Raw genomic sequence first — 17839 nt, forward strand, 5'->3', positions numbered from 1 at the left:
GCCCAAAGATGGGCCGCTATTGTTGTCTCGAATTGTAAGATTATGCCCTAAACACGCATAAAATTCGACTTAAATTTCAAGCAAAGAGGCTTCCTTGTCACTTAGTAGACTATCAATCTGCGCGACATGCTTATCCGTGAGCTTTTGGATATCATCATCGGAGCGGCGCGCTTCGTCTTCAGTAATTTCTTTATCTTTTAGTAAGTTTTTTACATCACCATTGGCATCACGGCGAATATTACGAATGGCAACCTTGGCATTTTCCGCTTCTGAGCGGGCTAATTTCGCAAATTCTTTACGACGTTCTTCGGTCAGCATCGGCATCGGAATACGCATCATGTTACCGGTCGTGACCGGATTAATACCCAAATCCGACATCATAATCGCTTTTTCGATTTTTTGAAGCATCGGTTGTTCCCATGGCTGAACAGCTAAGGTTCGCGAATCCTCTATGTTAATGTTTGCCACTTGACTAATGGGCACTTCAGAACCGTAGTAGTCAACCTTAACCGAATCTAAAATACTTGGGTGGGCACGACCGGTACGAATCTTGGCGAAGTTTGCCACCAAGGTATCAACACTTTTTTGCATGCGCAGATCCGCATCATCACGAATTTCAGATAACATTTTAAGCCTCTCCTTTTGACACCAGGGTGCCTTCATCTTCTCCGGCAATAATACGCGCGAGCGCCCCCGGTTTTAACATATCAAATACCCGAATCGGCATGGCGTGTTCTCGGCATAGTGCAAATGCCGCTAAATCCATGACCGCAATATCCTGTTGAATCACCTGTTCGTAGGTTAGTGCCTGCAAACGCTCAGCGTCAGCAAATTTATTGGGATCACGGGTGTATATACCGTCAACTTTGGTTGCTTTTAACACCACATCGGCTTGAATTTCGATACCCCGCAAGGCGGCGGCCGTGTCGGTCGTAAAAAACGGATTACCCGAGCCACCGGCAAAAATGACCACATCACCTTGTGCTAGCGCTTTTTTAGCGGCATCCGCATTAAAGGTTTCGGCCAGTGCATCCATTGACCAAGCACTCATTAATCGAGTGGACACGCCGTGTGCCTGCATTACATCACGCAGAGCAATGCCGTTCATCAGAGTGGCAAGCATGCCCATTTGATCTGCCGTGCTACGCGCAATTTTGTTGGACTGAACTTGAGCGCCACGAAACACATTACCACCACCGATGACTAAGCCAACTTCAACACCTTGCGCACGTACCGCTTTAACCTGGTCGGCTACCTGCTCAATAATTTGCATATCCCAGCCGAACTCTTGACGCCCCATTAGGACTTCGCCACTGAACTTTAAAAGGATACGTTGATAGGCTGGCATGGTTGACCTCTTTTTAGTTGTCATAGATCGGCAAAATTAAATCGTCTAATAATGACTGTGACAGTTTTAAAACGGCTTAATTTTGACGTTATGCGTGCTGCGTAGTTGTTATGAAAATGATAAAGCCCTGAGCCTGCCACCTGTCATTAGGTGCAGACTCAAGGTTTTAAGATTTAACCCTGTGCCGCTTTCGCTGCTAAGGCAACTTCTTCAGCAAAGTTAACTGTTTGTTTTTCGATACCTTCACCCACTTCTAAACGAATGAAGCGAGTCACCGTGGCATTGCTTTGTTTTAACAAGGCTTCAACCGTTTGGTCCGGATCTTTAACAAATGGTTGTCCTAGCAAGGTAATTTCTTGCAAAAACTTGCGAATACGCCCGTCAATCATTTTTTCAATGATGTCCATTGGCTTACCGCTTTCTTTTGCTTGATCTGTTAAGATCTCACGCTCCTTTTGCACCACAGCCTGATCTAAATCATCAGCTGAAATCGCTTGTGGCTTGGTGGCGGCAACGTGCATCGCAACATCACGAATTAAGGCATCGTTACCTTGGTTCATTGCGACCACAACACCAATTTTTTCACCGTGTTGGTAGCTACCGATTTCACCAGCATCTGTCGCTATCAATTCAATACGGCGAATCTGCATGTTTTCGCCAATTTTAGCGACCAATGCGCGACGGGTTTCGTCAACCGTCTTGCCTGAAGCCATTGCTTGATTAGCTAGGTCTTCAATTGAGATCATTTGGTTAGCCAAGGCAATTGCAGCTACTTCATTAGCAAAACCTTGGAATTCGTCACCTTTTGCAACGAAATCGGTTTCACAGTTGACTTCAGCAATCGCTGCTGATTTTTTATCATCTGAGATAGCAATGGCGATAACGCCTTCAGCCGCAACGCGACCGGCTTTTTTATCCGCGCCGGCCATGCCCTTTACACGCAAAAACTCAATCGCAGCATCTAAATCGCCTTGGTTTTCGTCCAAAGCTTTTTTACAATCCATCATACCGGCACCGGTACGCTCACGTAATTCTTTCACTAAAGCGGCAGAAACAGCCATATGTTTTCCTTTTCAAGTTATATTTGAGGGACAGCAGGCCTGGCTATTACAACACCGACCTGCAACTATAAAGCTTATTGATTAAGCGGTTGCTTCCGCTTCTTCTGGTGCTTCAACGAACTCGTCTGCCGCACCGGTGGTGATGGTGGCTTTCGCTTCTAATACCGCATCCGCCATAGACTCTAAGTACAATTTGATCGCACGGATCGCATCATCGTTACCTGGAATCACATAATCAACACCGTCTGGGTTGTTATTGGTATCGACCACACCAATAACCGGAATACCAAGCTTTTTAGCTTCTAGAATCGCGATGTCTTCGTTACCAGTGTCGATGACAAAAATAGCATCTGGCATTGCGCGCATATCTTTAATACCGCCTAAAGATAGTTCTAGCTTTTCCATTTCACGGGTTAGGGTTAATACTTCACGCTTGGTGATTTTTTCAAACGTACCATCTTGCTCCATAGATTCTAGCTCTTTCAAACGCTTGATAGACTGCTTGATGGTTTTGAAGTTGGTTAACATACCACCTAACCAGCGGTGGTTAACATAAGGCATACCACAACGATTGGCTTCTTGTGCAACCACTTCACGCGCGGCACGCTTAGTACCGACAAATAGGATTTTGCCTTTGTTAGCGACAACTGAACCTGCAAAGTTCAACGCATCGTTGAACATAGGTAGGGTTTTTTCTAAGTTGACGATATGAATTTTGTTGCGTGCGCCAAAGATGTATTGACCCATTTTTGGGTTCCAGTAGCGAGTTTGGTGTCCGAAGTGACAACCGGCTTCTAACATTTGACGCATAGTAACTTTTGCCATGATTTTCTCCAATGTGGGGTTAGGCCTCCGCGCTTCCATCTTATCCGAACTGTTGCCTTGACCAAGTCAAACCACCAGCACCCCGAATAAGGTTACAAAACGCGTGTGTTTTTAAAATAAAGATTACGCTTAAAAAGCGCGGCGCATTTATACCACATGCTCGCATTTTAGGCAAGGAATCTGCTAGACTTGGCTCATAATTTAATTTTATGTTTGCCATTTCGCGCCCACAGAAGAAAGATGAGTTATGTCGATTATATTAAAAAACGCTGAACAACAAGCCAAAATGCGCACGGCCGGCCGCTTAGCCGCTGAGGTTTTAGAATATCTTACGCCCCATGTTACGGTTGGCGTAACCACCGAAGCCTTAAACCAACTGGCCCACGATTATATGACTGAAGTACAAGGCACCATTCCAGCAACCTTGGGCTATCATGGTTATCCTAAATCGATTTGCACCTCGCTAAATCATGTGGTTTGCCATGGTATTCCGAATGACAAGAAACTTAAAAAAGGTGACATTATAAATATTGATGTGACTGTCATTAAAGACGGTTTTCATGGTGACACCAGTCAGATGTTTATTATGGATGATGCGAAACCCTTCGCACATCGGATTTGCAAAGTGGCTTATGAATGTTTGTGGAAAGGCATTGATGAAACCAAACCGGGGCAATCCTTATATGATGTGGCCAAAGCTATTGAAACCCATGCGCACGACCATCATTGTTCCGTGGTACGCGACTATTGCGGGCATGGTATTGGTCAGGAGTTTCATGAATCACCGCAAGTATTGCATTACGCCGCCGAGGAACTAAAAGACATTATTTTGAAACCCGGCATGACCTTTACCATTGAACCGATGATTAATTTAGGCAAACACGAGGTTAAACTTTTAGGTGACAATTGGACGGTGATTACCAAGGATCGTAAATTGTCGGCGCAATGGGAGCATACGCTCTTAGTCACCAACGATGGTGTAGATGTGCTGACCCTACGCAGTGATGAACAGCGACCCGTTTTTAACTAACAAAGGGCTTTACTCATGACCGCCAACCCGCCCACTAATTTTATGCAAGCGCTGAAAGACCCACTGCAGGCGGCAAAAGTGGGTCGCGCCATGTTACAACAGTTTAACGACACCCAGTTTGATCGCTTTGATCAGGGTCAACCTGTCTCCGCACTCATTCACGAACGTGCGACATTTATCGATCAAATTCTAAAAAAAATCTGGCACCATTATTTTAAAAACACTAGCTTTACCTTAGTTGCTGTTGGCGGCTATGGTCGTGGTGAACTTCACCCCTATTCGGATGTTGATATTCTTATTGTTCGCCCTCCTTTACCCCAAGCAAAGGCCGACCTTGACGCCGAAAACACCCGACTGAGTGACTTTATCCGCTTTTTATGGGATTTAGGGCTTGAGGTGGGCCATGCTATTCGCACGATAGATGAGTGCATCGAAGCTGGCCAAGAAGATATCAGCACCGCAACCAATTTATTAGAAGCCCGATGGATTACCGGCAACTATCCATTATTTGAACAACTGCAAAATGTTTGGTGGGAAGATAATTTTTGGCCAAGCCAGGCTTTTTACCAGGCCAAAATTGATGAACAAACTGCGCGGCACCGCCGCTTTAACGATACCGTCTATCAACTCGAACCGAATCTGAAAGAGAGTCCCGGCGGATTACGCGATATCCAAACTATTATTTGGGTGGCCAAGCGTCACTATCGTGCGTCAAGCCTGCACCAGCTGGTACAAAATGCTTTTATTACCCCTGAAGAATATCGCGAATTGGATGCGGCTTATAAATTTTTAAGTCGGGTACGTTTTATTCTTCACCGGCTAAAAAAGCGTCGTGAAGATCGGCTGTTATTTGACAATCAACAACTGATTGCCCAAGTACTCGGCTATGAAAACACCACCGAAAAGCTGGCCGTTGAGCAGTTTATGAACAGCTACTACCGTAACGTGCAAGCGGTTGTTAAACTGAACGAAATTTTGTTGCAACACTTTTTAGAAGACATCTTTAATGATAGTCAACGCGACATCCAGCCCATCAACAGTCGCTTTCAATTGCGTAATGGTTATTTGGATGTACGTCATGAACAAGTATTTAATGACTTTCCTTCGGCATTATTAGAAATATTTATTGTTCTCGAGGGTCGACCGGAGATTCAAGGAATTCGCGCACGCACGATTCGTTTACTGCGTAATGCATTGCACTTGATTGATCAAAAATTTCGCCAAGACCCGATCAACAAAGCGCTATTTATTGCTATTTTTCGTCAACCTAACGGCGTCAACGCGGCTTTGAAACGCATGCATAGCTATGGCTTATTAGCCGCCTATATTCCTGCCTTCCACCAGATTAGCGGCTTGATGCAGTTTAATATCTTTCATGCTTATACCGTCGATGAACATACTCTGCTGGTGATTCGCAATTTACGTCGCTTTTTTATCGAACAGTATGCCTATGAATTTCCGACCGCGCATCGTGTTGCAAGTGGCGTTACCAAGCCAGAAGTGCTGTTTCTTGCGGCGCTCTTTCATGACATTGCCAAGGGTCGCGATGGTGCGCATGAGATTTTAGGGGAAGTGGATGCGCGAGAATTTGCCCAGGCACACAATCTACCGCCTCGTGATATTGAATTGATTGCTTGGCTAGTTCGCCATCATTTAGAATTTTCGACCATTGCGCAACGCAAAGATTTAACCGACCCGGATGTTATCGAAGGTTTTCGCCAATTTGTGGCGACCCGTGAACGCTTAGATTATTTGTATTTATTAACCCTTGCTGATGTTCGCTCGACGTCTAAAGAGGTATGGAACGACTGGAAAAATGTGCTGTTTTTAGATCTTTATAATGAAACGGCGACCGCACTCGATAAAGCGGAAGAAATTCCGCGTGATAAGGCTAAAAAAGCCTTGATTCACCAGGAGCGTGCCCGCGAGATGTTACTGAAGCAGGGTCTTAAACCCGAGCACTATCAGCTTTTGTGGCAAGCTTTTCAAGATACCCAGTTTTTTAACCGCCATTCGCCACAGGATTTAACCCGTTTAACCACCCTTCTGGCGACCGCCAGCGACCAGCCTGCCATCATTGAGGTTAATGGCACCAGTAATCGCGGTGCTTCGGAGTTGATTTTACTGGCTAAAAATCGTGATTTTTTATTTGCGCAAATCACCCAAGTATTTGAACGCTTGGATTTAACGGTTGTTGAAGCGAAGGTTTACACCAGCAATGATAACCGTACTCTCGTGTTGTTTTATTTTTTAGACCGTCTTAATCAACCCGTTCAAGATCAGAGCGCGTTGACTGAGATACGTCACCAGCTACTTGAGCAACTAAGCCATGATGATGCCGGATTTACTCCGGTCATTAACCACACCCGTTCGCGACGCATTAAGCACTTTAGCACCCCAACCGATATCCAGTTTAAACCGTTATCTGCCCAAGTTACGGAACTAACTTTGATCACAAAGGATATACCAGGCCTGCTGTCGCGTGTAGGTAGTGCCTTGCGGGATAATAAAATTCGTTTACATGATGCGAAGATTGTTACGATCGGCGAAAAAGCTGAGGACATTTTTTTGGTTAGTGATATTGATAATCAAGCCTTGGGTGAGGCGCAGCAAGAGGCGTTTAAAGAACAGCTGATTGATTCATTGGCATAGTAACTCGTACTAAACAAAAGGTATAAAAAAGGTATAAAAAAAGCCAGATAATGTTATCCGGCTTTCATTTAATTTGGTCGGGACAGTAGGATTTGAACCTACGACCCCCGCCACCCCATGACGGTGCTCTACCAGGCTGAGCCATGCCCCGAACGTGCGTGAATTATAACGCCTTTCTTTTGAATAGCAAGCCTCTTACCGCGATTATGCTGACAAGAATGGCGCATCATAATCGTCGGGTTCATCGGAATAAACACAGACATTCCAATCGGCAGCTAAGCCATCGTCGGCCAAACAATACTTGGTAAAGAAGTCCTGAATCTCCTGACGCTGACAATGGGCTTCAAAATGCGCCATATCCGCCCAAATTTCATTAAATACGATTGGAAAACTGTTACCGGGCGCAAAATCACTGGTAATTTGACGCGTAACTCGATATTGAAGACAGCCGTCTTCACGCAACGTATTGGGTTCGAGTTGCTGCAAAACTTGAAACAAAGCCGCCTCTTGACCGGGCTTGGGTAAAAATTGAGCAATACAATAGACTTTCTTCGACATAACATTCCCTGAAACATGCCATTTGGTTAGGGGCATCTTAACAAAAAACAAGGCTGGTGAGTACTTAATTGACTTGGCTTAAAGCTCTGGTAACCAGTGCTGCGCAACCCAATGACGCACGACAGTTTCGAAGACCTCATAATGACGTAACCATTCGTTTAGGTAGCTTATAACATCCGCGTTGTTAGGATAGACCTGCGCATAAAATTCCGCTACCAGATCCGCTACTAATTCAGACTGAGGAAGCGTTAATGCTGGCCGAGTAGCCGTCGGTTTGGCCAAGATTTTGACCCACTGTCGCCATTGTTCTGCCGTCACGGTCTGTGCCACTTCAGCACCCTGTGGTGAAAACAACTGCTCATACCGTGATAACAGCATCACCAGGATCCATACAAACCGAAAAGCCAGCTGTTTCAGCGGCTGATGATAGATAAAGGCATAATCCTCGATTCGGGCGTGTTCTAAACTACCAGAACTCCCAGCTGACAAACCTTTAATCCATGTTAAACGATCCTGCAGCTGAGCAACGTAATGTGCCGAATTATCTAACGTACACAGAATTTTATCATGGCGTCGCTGCGGAAACTGCTCGATTAAACGATGCCACTGGCTAAACTGTTGCAAGGCTTCCTTGACTTGCAAGGGGCGCTTCCCCTGTTCTAGGATCGTTTGCTTAAAGGTAGAAGACGGATAACATATCGCATCCAGTTTGGGCTGTGATGCGTCCAAATCTAACCAGGCTGACCAGGTTAGCGGTGAACAATGTTGATCTAAATACACATCCAGGTCGGAATCTAACCAATAAGCCAGCTCAGCTACTGAACCGATGACACTAAGACTAACACGGTGTGTTTGCTCAAAAGCCATCAACTGGTCAAGGAGTAGCAAAAGACTATCTTTCTTAGCCGCTAGCAAGCTTTCTAAACGCGCGTGTTCCGATGCACTGAGCATTATTTTAATCCCCGGCACCAGGCCTGGTTATCTAAATACCACTGCACGGTTTTGCGAATCCCGGATTCAAAAGTTTCTTGTGGCGCCCAACCCAGTTCGCGCTGAATTTTGCTGGCATCAATGGCATAGCGTTTATCGTGCCCCGGTCTGTCGGCGACTTTTCTAATCAATGCGACATAGCTATCGGCATTGCCGGGCTGGCACGAATAGGTGTCGATATTAGGGTTGTTTTCGCTGGGTGCCAATTCTTCCAGTACCGCACAAATCGTTTTCACCACTTCGATGTTTTGTTTTTCATTGTGACCACCGATGTTATAGGTTTCGCCTATTTTGCCTTTTGTTGCCACTTGCACTAATGCTCGCGCATGGTCTTCCACATAGAGCCAATCGCGAATTTGGTTACCTTTGCCATATACTGGCAGGTCTTTGCCCGCTAAGGCGTTTAGTATCATTAGTGGAATGAGTTTTTCCGGAAAGTGATAAGGGCCATAGTTGTTCGAGCAGTTGGTCACGAGGGTCGGTAAGCTATAGGTTCTTAGCCAGGCACGCACCAGATGATCGGATGCCGCCTTAGAGGCACTGTAGGGTGAGCTGGGCGCGTAGGCGGTGGTTTCGGTGAATAGGGGTAAATCGCCCAACTGTTCATCCGGGTGGGCTAAATCGCCATAAACCTCGTCCGTCGAAATATGGTGGAAGCGGAAGTTGGCTTTTTTATCGCCCCTTAGCTTGACCCAATAAGCCCTCGCCTGCTCTAACAGCGTATAGGTGCCGACAATGTTGGTTTGAATAAATTCAGCCGGGCCATCAATAGAGCGATCCACATGAGATTCGGCCGCTAGATGCATCACAATATCTGGTTGATGTTGCTCAAATACCCGCTTGAGTTCGGCGGCATCGCATATATCAACTTGTTCAAACGCATAACGCGGATCATCACTAACGCTCGCTACCGAAGCTAAATTGCCGGCATAGGTGAGTTTATCTAGATTGACGACCGCATAATTCGTGTCGTTAATAAGATGGCGCACCACTGCGCTGCCAATAAAACCGGCACCGCCGGTAACGAGTATTTTCATGGCTTTGGTTCCAATTCGTTTAAACAGGTTTGCAGTGCGTCACGCCAATGGCGAATCACCAGGTCTGGTAACGCTTGTTTGATTTTAGTGGTATCCAGCAGACTATAGCTGGGACGTGTTGCTGGTGTTGGATAATCTTTGCTTTCAATAGGATTGATCTTACAGTCGCTATTGGAAAGTTCCAATATCGCTTTGGCAAAATCATACCAAGAACAGGCACCTTTATTGGAATAATGGTAAATAGATACGCCTTTGTCATGTGGGATGTGTTTCAGCATTTTGGGGTTGGGGAGATTCCGGCCTTCGCCGGAATGACGGGGGGAGCTGTCGGAATGAGCAGGGGAACTGCCGGAATGACCAGGGAAGCTGTCGGGGTGAGCAGTCAAATTGTCGGGGTGCTGTAACAAGCTAAGTATCACCCGCGCTAAATCGCTGGCATAAGTTGGGCTGCCGATTTGATCGGCAACAACATTTACGCTGTCTTGCTCTCGCCCCAATCGCAACAAAGTCTTCACAAAGTTATGTCCAAATTCTGAATAAAGCCAACTGGTGCGAATAATCGCCCCACGGCAACCGGACACAATCACAGCCTGCTCACCACGTTGTTTTGTCGCACCATAAACATTGATGGGTGCTGTTAAATTCGCTTCAAGATAAGGGCGACACGCCTGACCATTAAACACATAATCGGTTGAGATATGAATCAACGGAATGGATTGCTGTTGGGCAATTGCCCCCAGCTGGGCAACAGCCAGGTGATTAATTTGTTCTGCTAATTGAGCATTAGACTCTGCTTTGTCTACTGCGGTATAAGCCGCGCAATTAATAATCGCTCCAAAGTCTTTATCGGCAAAATAGCCTAGGATCGAGGCATTTGACGACAAATCTAGCGCATCTCGCCCCACAAACCTAAAATCAGCGCCAGCAGACATTGTCAGCAAATCTGAGCCATCTCTAACCAGCTTTTGCAGCGACTGGCCTAGCTGACCGTGCTGGCCAATAACTAAAATTGGCTTATCCGCATTAGATCGGTTATAGAAAGAGTTTGTCATCGCGAATAAGCGCCTTCCAGCTGGGTTGTTGTTGATCCTTTGGCGACACATGATATTTGCAACTCAATTTTGGCCAGGCAATCTTCAGGTCGGGGTCATTATAGGCCAAACCGGCATCCGCATCGGGTTGATAATACTGATCCACCTGATACAAGACGGTAGCTTGTTCACTTAATACCAAATAACCGTGGGCCAGGCCTGCTGGTATATAGAGTGTCTGAGGTGTTTTAGCCGACAAGTGCAGGTTCAGAGTTTTGCCAAAGGTGGAGCTGCTGCGCCTAAGGTCAACCATGACGTCAAAAATCTCACCTTCAATAACCTGAATCAGTTTGGCCTGCGCATAGGGTGGGCGCTGAAAGTGTAGACCCCGCAACACGCCCCTAGTGGATTGCACGAGGTTATGCTGACAAAAGTTGACAGGTTTTTGCAGCACCTGCTCTAACCAGGCCTGGCGAAAGGTCTCGACAAATTGGCCGCGCGCATCACAATGGGATTGCGGATTCAAAAGCACAACATCGGCGATATCAAAGGTTTTTAAATTTAACATTAGCTGAGATTTTAGGCGAAAAAAAAGGGTGCTAATTTAGCACCCTTTACATTATATGGCGGTGGACTAGGGATTCGAACCCCAGGTAGGCTATTAACCTACAACGGTTTTCAAGACCGCCGCCTTAAACCACTCAGCCAGTCCACCTTTGTTATGTGGGCGTATTATAGAGCAAAATAACCGCTTTGCAACACCCAAACACATTTTTTCTAGCCTGCCGATAAGTGTTAATAAACGAGCAAGACTATTTTGATTAAATGAACGTCAATCCGCCCATATAAGGCTGCAAAGCTGTCGGTATGGCTACTTTTCCGTCTGCTTGCTGGTGGTTTTCTAATAGCGCCAATAAGGTGCGCCCAACCGCCAAACCAGAGCCATTTAAGCTATGGAGCAACTGCGGCTTGTCTTGGTCTTCACGGAAACGTGCTAACATTCGACGGGTTTGAAAATCTTCAAAATTAGAGCAGGACGAGATTTCACGATAGGCCTGCTGACCTGGTAACCAAACCTCTAAATCGTAAGTTTTTGCGGCTGAAAAACCCATATCACCGGCGCACAATAGGACTTTACGATAGGGTAACTCAAGTGCCTCCAAAATGGCGGCGGCGTGTTCTGTTAAAGCCTCTAATGCCATATAGGAGTCGTTTGGATGAACCAACTGCACCAATTCCACTTTTTCAAATTGATGCTGGCGAATTAAGCCCTTTACATCCCGACCATAAGAACCGGCTTCCGAGCGAAAACAAGGGGTATGTCCCACATACTTTAACGGCAGTTGATCGGCAGGCACAATCTCACCGCGCACCAGATTGGTAATCGGTACTTCAGCGGTTGGGATTAAGTAGAGGTCACGGTCACCCGTGTCGTGCTCGGCGTCTTTTTCAATTTTGTACAGATCTTTAGCAAACTTTGGCAACTGCCCTGTCCCAAACAAGCTATCTTGGTTCACCAAATACGGCACATAAACTTCTTCGTAGTCATGAATCTGGGTATGTTGGTCGAGCATAAACTGGGTAAGCGCACGTTGTAATCGCGCCAAGGGCCCTTTTAACACCGAAAAACGACCGGCGGTAATTTTGGTAGCCGCCTCATTATCATACCAACCCCGTTGCTCAGCAATGGCAACATGGTCCAGTGGTGTAAAATCAAAGCTACGTGGCGTACCCCAGCGCGATACCTCAATATTGCCCGACTCATCTAGGCCTGCTGGTACGGAGTCATGCGGCAAATTAGGAGTCGCTAACAACATCTCATCCAGTTGGTTCTGAACGCTGTCAAGCTCTGCTTTGTTACGATCCAGTTGTTCACCTAAGCTCGCTACCGACGTCAATAACGGGGCAATATCTTCTCCCTTGGCTTTTGCCTGCCCAATAGCTTTCGCACTTTGATTACGCTGCGCTTGCAGGGTTTCAGTATCGGTTTGTAATTGTTTGCGTTTTGCTTCGAGGGTTTGAAACTGCGCATAGTCAAACGAAAAGTTGCGCTTGGCTAAACTGGCCAAGACTTGGTTGATATCATTGCGAAGACGTTTGGTATCTAACATAGCACTCTCTAGATTATCTGTAGGTTATAAGACTAAAAACTGTTTGGCGACCCAAAACCCAAGCAAGACAGCTAGGATACTGAGTAGCACACTGGCTAAAATGTTTAACATCGCTTTTAACCAGTCACCCAATTGAATAAACTGTAAGGTTTCGTAGGAGAAGGTCGCAAAGGTTGTAAATGAACCTAAAAATCCAACGATTAAAAACGCTTTCCATTCCGCCGACACGGCCCACTTATCTAACAGTAGCAGGGTTAATAGACCGACAAAAAAAGAACCGGTTACGTTAACGCCGAGCGTACCCCAGGCAAAATCACGCCCCAACCACTCATAAGTCGCGTGAGACATGGCAAACCGCGCCATGCCACCAAGTGCACTCCCTACGGCAATAGCCACCCAAAACATCAAGGTCATAGTGTTCCCTTCTTGCGTCGTTGCGCGGACGACTGGCGATTTAATTCAGCCAACTCTGTCATTTTAGCGTTGATTTTAATTTCTAAACCACGTTCTGCCGGTTGATAAAACACCTGTTCTGACATAGCATCCGGAAAGTAACACTCTCCGGCGGCAAATGCATCCGGCTCATCATGCGCATAACGATAGCCTGCGCCAACATCTAATTGCTTCATGAGTTCAGTTGGCGCATTTCGTAAATGTTTAGGCACGGGCAAAGCACCTGTTTGCTTCGCACAGCTTAATGCTTGATTGTATGCTACATAAACCGCATTCGATTTGGGCGCTACCGCTAAATAAGTCGCTGCTTGCGCGAGTGCTAGATCACCTTCGGGTGAACCCAGACGTTCATAGGCCTGCGCCGCATCTATCGCCGTGCTTAATGCTCGTGGATCAGCATTGCCAATTTCTTCTGACGCCATGCGGATTAAACGTCGCGCTAAATAACGAGGGTCGGCACCACCGGCTAACATACGGGTTAGCCAATAAAGCGCGGCTTGCGGGTCAGAGCCACGTATTGATTTGTGCAATGCCGATATTTGATCATAAAAGGCATCGCCCTGCTTATCAAATCCGGCTAAGCCACGTGCGATGACTTTCCGACAAATATCAGCTTTCACTACCAGACCTGCTGGTGTATTTTCTGCAAAATCAATGACTTGTTCGAGCGCGTTTAATAGCCTGCGTGCATCACCCTCTGCGGCATTTAACAACCAAGTTTTGGCGTCATCTTCAAGGATGATACCTTGGCCTAGGTCGATTGCTAACAGATCAACAGCGCGATCAATCAAGGGTAATAAATCGGCCTGAGTAAGTGGGTCAAGGACATAGACACGTGCTCTCGACAATAAGGCACGATTGAGTTCAAATGATGGGTTTTCGGTGGTCGCACCAATAAAAATAACTGTACCATCTTCAACATAGGGCAAAAACGCATCCTGCTGAGCCTTGTTAAAACGGTGCACTTCATCAACAAATAATAGTGCCGGCTGTCCAGTGAGTTCTCGTTCAGCCTGTGCCTGCTCTACCGCCTTGCGTACTTCTTTAACACCGTCTAACACCGCTGACAGGGCTAGAAACAAGCGATTCGACTGCTGAGCAATTAAGCGAGCTAGCGAGGTTTTACCGGTGCCTGGCGGGCCCCAAAAAATCATCGAGTGTAAATGCTGCTGAGCTAAGGCGCGTTCGATAGCACGACCTGGCGCCACTAAATGCGATTGCCCTACAAAGTCAGTCAGACACTGCGGCCGCAGGCGTTCAGCGAGCGGTTGATAAGCCGGCCTGCCAGCAAACATCGACACGTTTAAAACTCACCAAAATAATCGACATTGCCATCTAGCTGTAATTCAAAATGCTCATAGGCGATCGGCTGATTTTGTTGAATATTGCTAAATGTCACCTTGGTGACTTCGGTTGCACCCTGGTACATCCAAACCGCATGAATTTGTTGATCTTTTAAGCCCACTTCAATACTTTGAAAAAAGGTGGCGCGACGTGGGCGCAAGTTATACCAGGTTAAGCCATCACGCTGACCCGCATCAATAATCCGATAGGTTTGCTCAATGGGTTCATCAAATAATAACCACGCCAACGGAATATCACCCTGAATCTCAGTGACTCGTTGCACGGTAACCTGCGCGAGTTCGGGTTCATAAACCCACAAATGACGACCATCAACTAGAATTTGCTGTGGGTCTGGGCGCGTATAGTTCCAACGCATCATCCCTGGACGCGCTAAATAAAATTCACCAAACGCGCGATTAACCCGAAAAAAATGCTCTTCCGGTTGTTCTTGCACAAAATCCGCTTGAAAGGTCACCAGTTGATCTATGGCTTGCTGCAAGGGATGCGGCGTTTGCGCCACAACCAGGCCTGGTAACAAGGCAAGGCTTAACCACAACCCACTAAAAAAATGCCGAACTGTCATAAAAATCCTTAAAACTAACGTTTAATGAGTGAACACGCCATTAATCATGTCTGGGGGTTAAGACTTCCCTTACCCCATTGGCTTGCATCGTCGATACCACCCCGGCCGCTTCCATCGCTTCCACAATGCGCGCGGCACGGTTGTAACCAATTTTAAAACGACGTTGTACCATCGAAATACTGACTCGACCGCCTTCAATTACAAAAGCGACCACTTCATCATAAAGTGGGTCGGACTCCGCATCATCACTACCAGCGCCGTTACTGCTCACGGCACTGCCGCCATTTTCATGATCATGCGTTATTTCTGGTAAATATTGCGGGGCGCCTTGTTGTTTAATAAAATCCACCACTCGATGCACTTCGTCATCAGAGACAAAGGCACCGTGAACACGCAATGGTGAACCACTGCCTGGTGGCAAATACAACATATCACCCATTCCTAATAAGCTCTCCGCCCCCATCTGATCGAGAATAGTCCGCGAATCAATTTTTGAGGACACCTGGAAGGAAATTCGGGTCGGCACGTTGGCTTTTATCAAGCCGGTAATCACGTTTACCGACGGACGCTGGGTGGCGAGCACCAAATGGATCCCTGATGCACGGGCTTTTTGCGCCAAGCGGGCAATCAACTCTTCGACCTTTTTACCGACCACCATAATCATATCGGCAAATTCATCAATAATGACGACAATAAATGGTAGCGGCGTTAGCGTGGGTGCTTCATCGGCTATTGCCATGCCATGATTGGCGGCTTGCTCGAATAAGGGGTCGATAATGGGCTGACCAGCATCTATCGCTGCTTGCACCTTTTCATTAAAACCGGCAATGTTACGTACACCCATTTTTGCCATCAATTGATAGCGACGATCCATTTCAAATACGCACCAACGCAAGGCATTTGCGGCATCACTCATGTCGGTCACCACGGGCGTCAACAAGTGGGGAATGTCGCCATAAATGGATAACTCCAACATTTTTGGGTCGATCATAATAAATTTGATTTGATCCGGTCGCCCTTTCAACAACATGCTGATTATCATACTGTTCACCCCAACCGATTTACCCGATCCGGTGGTGCCGGCAACCAATAGGTGTGGCATTTTCGCTAAATTAGCGACCACCGGCTGCCCTTCAATATCCTTGCCTAAACCAAGGGTTAGTAAGGCATCACTGTCTTGAAAAGCCGGCGATTTTAATACGTCTTTAAAGCTGACGATTTCACGATTTTCATTCGGAATCTCAATACCGACATACGGCTTGCCTGGAATCACATCGACCACGCGCACCGATTGCACCGACATCGCCCGTGCCAAGTCTTTCGCAAGATTATTAATTTGGCTGACTTTGACACCCGGCGCTGGCATTAGCTCAAAACGTGTTACCACTGGACCTGGTAATACCGCTTCAACCGTGGCGGTTACCCCAAACTCTAGCAAACGGGTTTCTAACAGTTTTGACAGGTCTAATAACTGCTCGGCAGTATAACGATCTTTGTAGACTCTGGCCGGGTCCAATAAATCAACGCCAGGTACTTGATAGTCGTTGCTAGTCATTGGCGCTAAAGCAGTTTGCGCTGGTGCCACAGGCGTTGTCTCAATCGACTGGGGTGATACGGCTGGGGTATCTTGAACTGCGAGCTCACTGAGATCGCCTAACTGCTGGGGTTTGTGCTTCGCGTTCGCTGCTAGGTCTGCCGTATCGCCTAAGGTGGGCATTTTTTGGGTTTTGGGCGGTGAATCCGCCATTTCTGGTGACTTCGCATCATCACCAAACAAGCTCGGCGTGCGCAGACCTTTGGCCACATCTTTAAGGCTGCCAAAATCAAAGGATTTTTTAACCGCTACGTCTGTCACAACATCCGAATCTTGTTGTGCATCTACCGACGCCAGCGTTTTAATTAAAGGGGGCTTTCGTACGAGTTTAGTCTGGCCTTCTCCGCTAGCCGATAAGGTAACCGAAGCTGAAACTGCGTCATGAGCAGATGTCATTTTTTTAATCCGACCCTGTGCCGAGAATGCAGCCTGCTGTAGTTTAGCTGTGAAGCCCTGTGCTATCGCACGCCAAGGAATACGTTTTTGTTGGGTTAAAAGGTAGCTCGCCATGCCCGCTAAGCGTGGTTTTAACCAGCCAACACTCTGCCAAAAACCGCTACCGGTTTGCTCAAAAATAGATAACCAAGAACGAGCTAAGGCCAAACTAAACCCAACCGCCATTAGTGCAATCAATAGCAGCGTTGTCGCCAGTAAGTCAAACTGTGAGACCAAAAATTTACTGAGCTCAAAGCCAACCACACCTCCCGCATAAAATGGCAGAGCAACCCATGTAGCATCAGGACTCACAAACAAACTCGCCAATGCCGAACCACTGACCACAACAAGCACGACACCGACAAGACTTAGCGCAATCCGAGCAATATCAAATTCATCATTGCGTCGATTGCGTAACACGAGCCAACTGATCACCAATAGACCGAGTGACCAAGCAAACGCAAAAATACCAAACACATAAAATAAGATAGACGAAAGCCACGCACCAGTCGCCCCGCCAAAATTTAAAACAACGCCACTTTGACCGGCTTGCTGAAAACCGAGATCGTTTGGGTCGTAGCTGTAAAGCACCAATAAGATAAATAGCGCTAAGGTAATACCTGCAATAAAGATGACATCTTTTAATAACCAATGAGTGGGTTTAGCTTGCTCGCTGCTTCGTGAAGCATTAGTGGCTGAGACCATGTATTTGAAATCCAATTTTTAAAAACGGGGGAACATTTAAATCTTTAATTATGAATTGACGCTGTGACTGTGTCATTCCTAG

The 17839-nt window shown here is 46.6% G+C and carries 16 protein-coding genes and 2 tRNA genes; 2 read left to right on the forward strand and 16 right to left on the reverse strand.

Annotated elements, in window-relative coordinates; translation table 11 throughout:
- Positions 1–69: 69 nt before the first annotated feature.
- From frr to rpsB, 4 genes are all read right to left on the reverse strand, one after another.
- Positions 70–627 (reverse strand): ribosome recycling factor, encoded by a 558-nt coding sequence (frr, locus tag THICY_RS04945; RefSeq protein WP_013835512.1) that lies wholly within the window; start codon positions 625–627, stop codon positions 70–72.
- A gap of 1 nt (position 628) precedes the next feature.
- The gene (gene pyrH / locus THICY_RS04950; protein WP_013835513.1) at positions 629–1348 is read right to left on the reverse strand and encodes a UMP kinase; all 720 of its coding nucleotides are present in this window, start codon (positions 1346–1348) and stop codon (positions 629–631) included.
- Between the two features lie 173 nt (positions 1349–1521).
- Positions 1522–2409 (reverse strand): translation elongation factor Ts, encoded by an 888-nt coding sequence (gene tsf / locus THICY_RS04955; protein ID WP_013835514.1) that lies wholly within the window; start codon positions 2407–2409, stop codon positions 1522–1524.
- 81 nt (positions 2410–2490) lie between these two features.
- Positions 2491–3234: a 30S ribosomal protein S2 gene (gene rpsB / locus THICY_RS04960; RefSeq protein WP_013835515.1), complete on the reverse strand. Its 744-nt coding sequence runs from the start codon at positions 3232–3234 to the stop codon at positions 2491–2493.
- Between the two features lie 247 nt (positions 3235–3481).
- Here rpsB and map point away from each other — a divergent pair, with 247 nt between their 5' ends.
- Together map and glnD are read left to right on the forward strand one after the other, a co-directional pair.
- On the forward strand, positions 3482–4264 hold the full coding sequence (map, locus tag THICY_RS04965; protein WP_013835516.1) for a type I methionyl aminopeptidase: 783 nt from the start codon (positions 3482–3484) through the stop codon (positions 4262–4264).
- 15 nt (positions 4265–4279) lie between these two features.
- Positions 4280–6916: a [protein-PII] uridylyltransferase gene (gene glnD, locus THICY_RS04970; RefSeq protein WP_013835517.1), complete on the forward strand. Its 2637-nt coding sequence runs from the start codon at positions 4280–4282 to the stop codon at positions 6914–6916.
- A 74-nt stretch (positions 6917–6990) separates the two neighbouring features.
- Here glnD and THICY_RS04975 read toward each other — a convergent pair.
- From THICY_RS04975 to THICY_RS08860, 12 genes are all read right to left on the reverse strand, one after another.
- Positions 6991–7067: transfer RNA gene (locus THICY_RS04975), tRNA-Pro, on the reverse strand.
- A gap of 53 nt (positions 7068–7120) precedes the next feature.
- Positions 7121–7474 carry a putative quinol monooxygenase gene (locus tag THICY_RS04980; RefSeq protein WP_013835518.1) on the reverse strand — a complete coding sequence of 118 codons (354 nt, stop codon included), beginning with the start codon at positions 7472–7474 and terminating at the stop codon, positions 7121–7123.
- A 78-nt stretch (positions 7475–7552) separates the two neighbouring features.
- Positions 7553–8425, reverse strand: coding sequence for a hypothetical protein (locus tag THICY_RS04985; protein ID WP_013835519.1), 873 nt, complete (start codon positions 8423–8425; stop codon positions 7553–7555).
- Positions 8425–9501, reverse strand: coding sequence for a dTDP-glucose 4,6-dehydratase (rfbB, locus tag THICY_RS04990; protein ID WP_013835520.1), 1077 nt, complete (start codon positions 9499–9501; stop codon positions 8425–8427). The genes THICY_RS04985 and rfbB overlap by 1 nt, the downstream gene beginning before the upstream one ends.
- The gene (locus THICY_RS04995) at positions 9498–10553 is read right to left on the reverse strand and encodes an SDR family oxidoreductase (RefSeq protein ID WP_013835521.1); all 1056 of its coding nucleotides are present in this window, start codon (positions 10551–10553) and stop codon (positions 9498–9500) included. Before THICY_RS04995 ends, rfbB begins: the two co-directional genes overlap by 4 nt.
- Positions 10534–11100, reverse strand: a complete 567-nt coding sequence (rfbC, locus tag THICY_RS05000; RefSeq protein WP_013835522.1) for a dTDP-4-dehydrorhamnose 3,5-epimerase — start codon at positions 11098–11100, stop codon at positions 10534–10536. The genes THICY_RS04995 and rfbC overlap by 20 nt, the downstream gene beginning before the upstream one ends.
- A 56-nt stretch (positions 11101–11156) precedes the next feature.
- Positions 11157–11247 (reverse strand) — tRNA-Ser (locus tag THICY_RS05005).
- A gap of 106 nt (positions 11248–11353) precedes the next feature.
- A complete protein-coding gene (gene serS, locus THICY_RS05010) occupies positions 11354–12643 on the reverse strand; it encodes a serine--tRNA ligase (protein WP_013835523.1) in 1290 nt (429 codons plus the stop codon).
- Positions 12644–12667: 24 nt separating this feature from the next.
- Positions 12668–13057, reverse strand: coding sequence for a fluoride efflux transporter CrcB (gene crcB / locus THICY_RS05015; RefSeq protein ID WP_013835524.1), 390 nt, complete (start codon positions 13055–13057; stop codon positions 12668–12670).
- Positions 13054–14391, reverse strand: a complete 1338-nt coding sequence (locus THICY_RS05020) for a replication-associated recombination protein A (RefSeq protein WP_013835525.1) — start codon at positions 14389–14391, stop codon at positions 13054–13056. The genes crcB and THICY_RS05020 overlap by 4 nt, the downstream gene beginning before the upstream one ends.
- 8 nt (positions 14392–14399) lie before the next feature.
- On the reverse strand, positions 14400–15023 hold the full coding sequence (lolA, locus tag THICY_RS05025; protein ID WP_013835526.1) for an outer membrane lipoprotein chaperone LolA: 624 nt from the start codon (positions 15021–15023) through the stop codon (positions 14400–14402).
- A gap of 40 nt (positions 15024–15063) precedes the next feature.
- Entirely contained in the window at positions 15064–17757 is a 2694-nt protein-coding gene (locus THICY_RS08860; protein ID WP_013835527.1) for a DNA translocase FtsK, read from the reverse strand.
- Positions 17758–17839 lie beyond the last annotated feature (82 nt).

It is taken from the genome of Thiomicrospira cyclica ALM1 (assembly GCF_000214825.1).
In the GTDB taxonomy this organism is placed as follows: domain Bacteria; phylum Pseudomonadota; class Gammaproteobacteria; order Thiomicrospirales; family Thiomicrospiraceae; genus Thiomicrospira; species Thiomicrospira cyclica.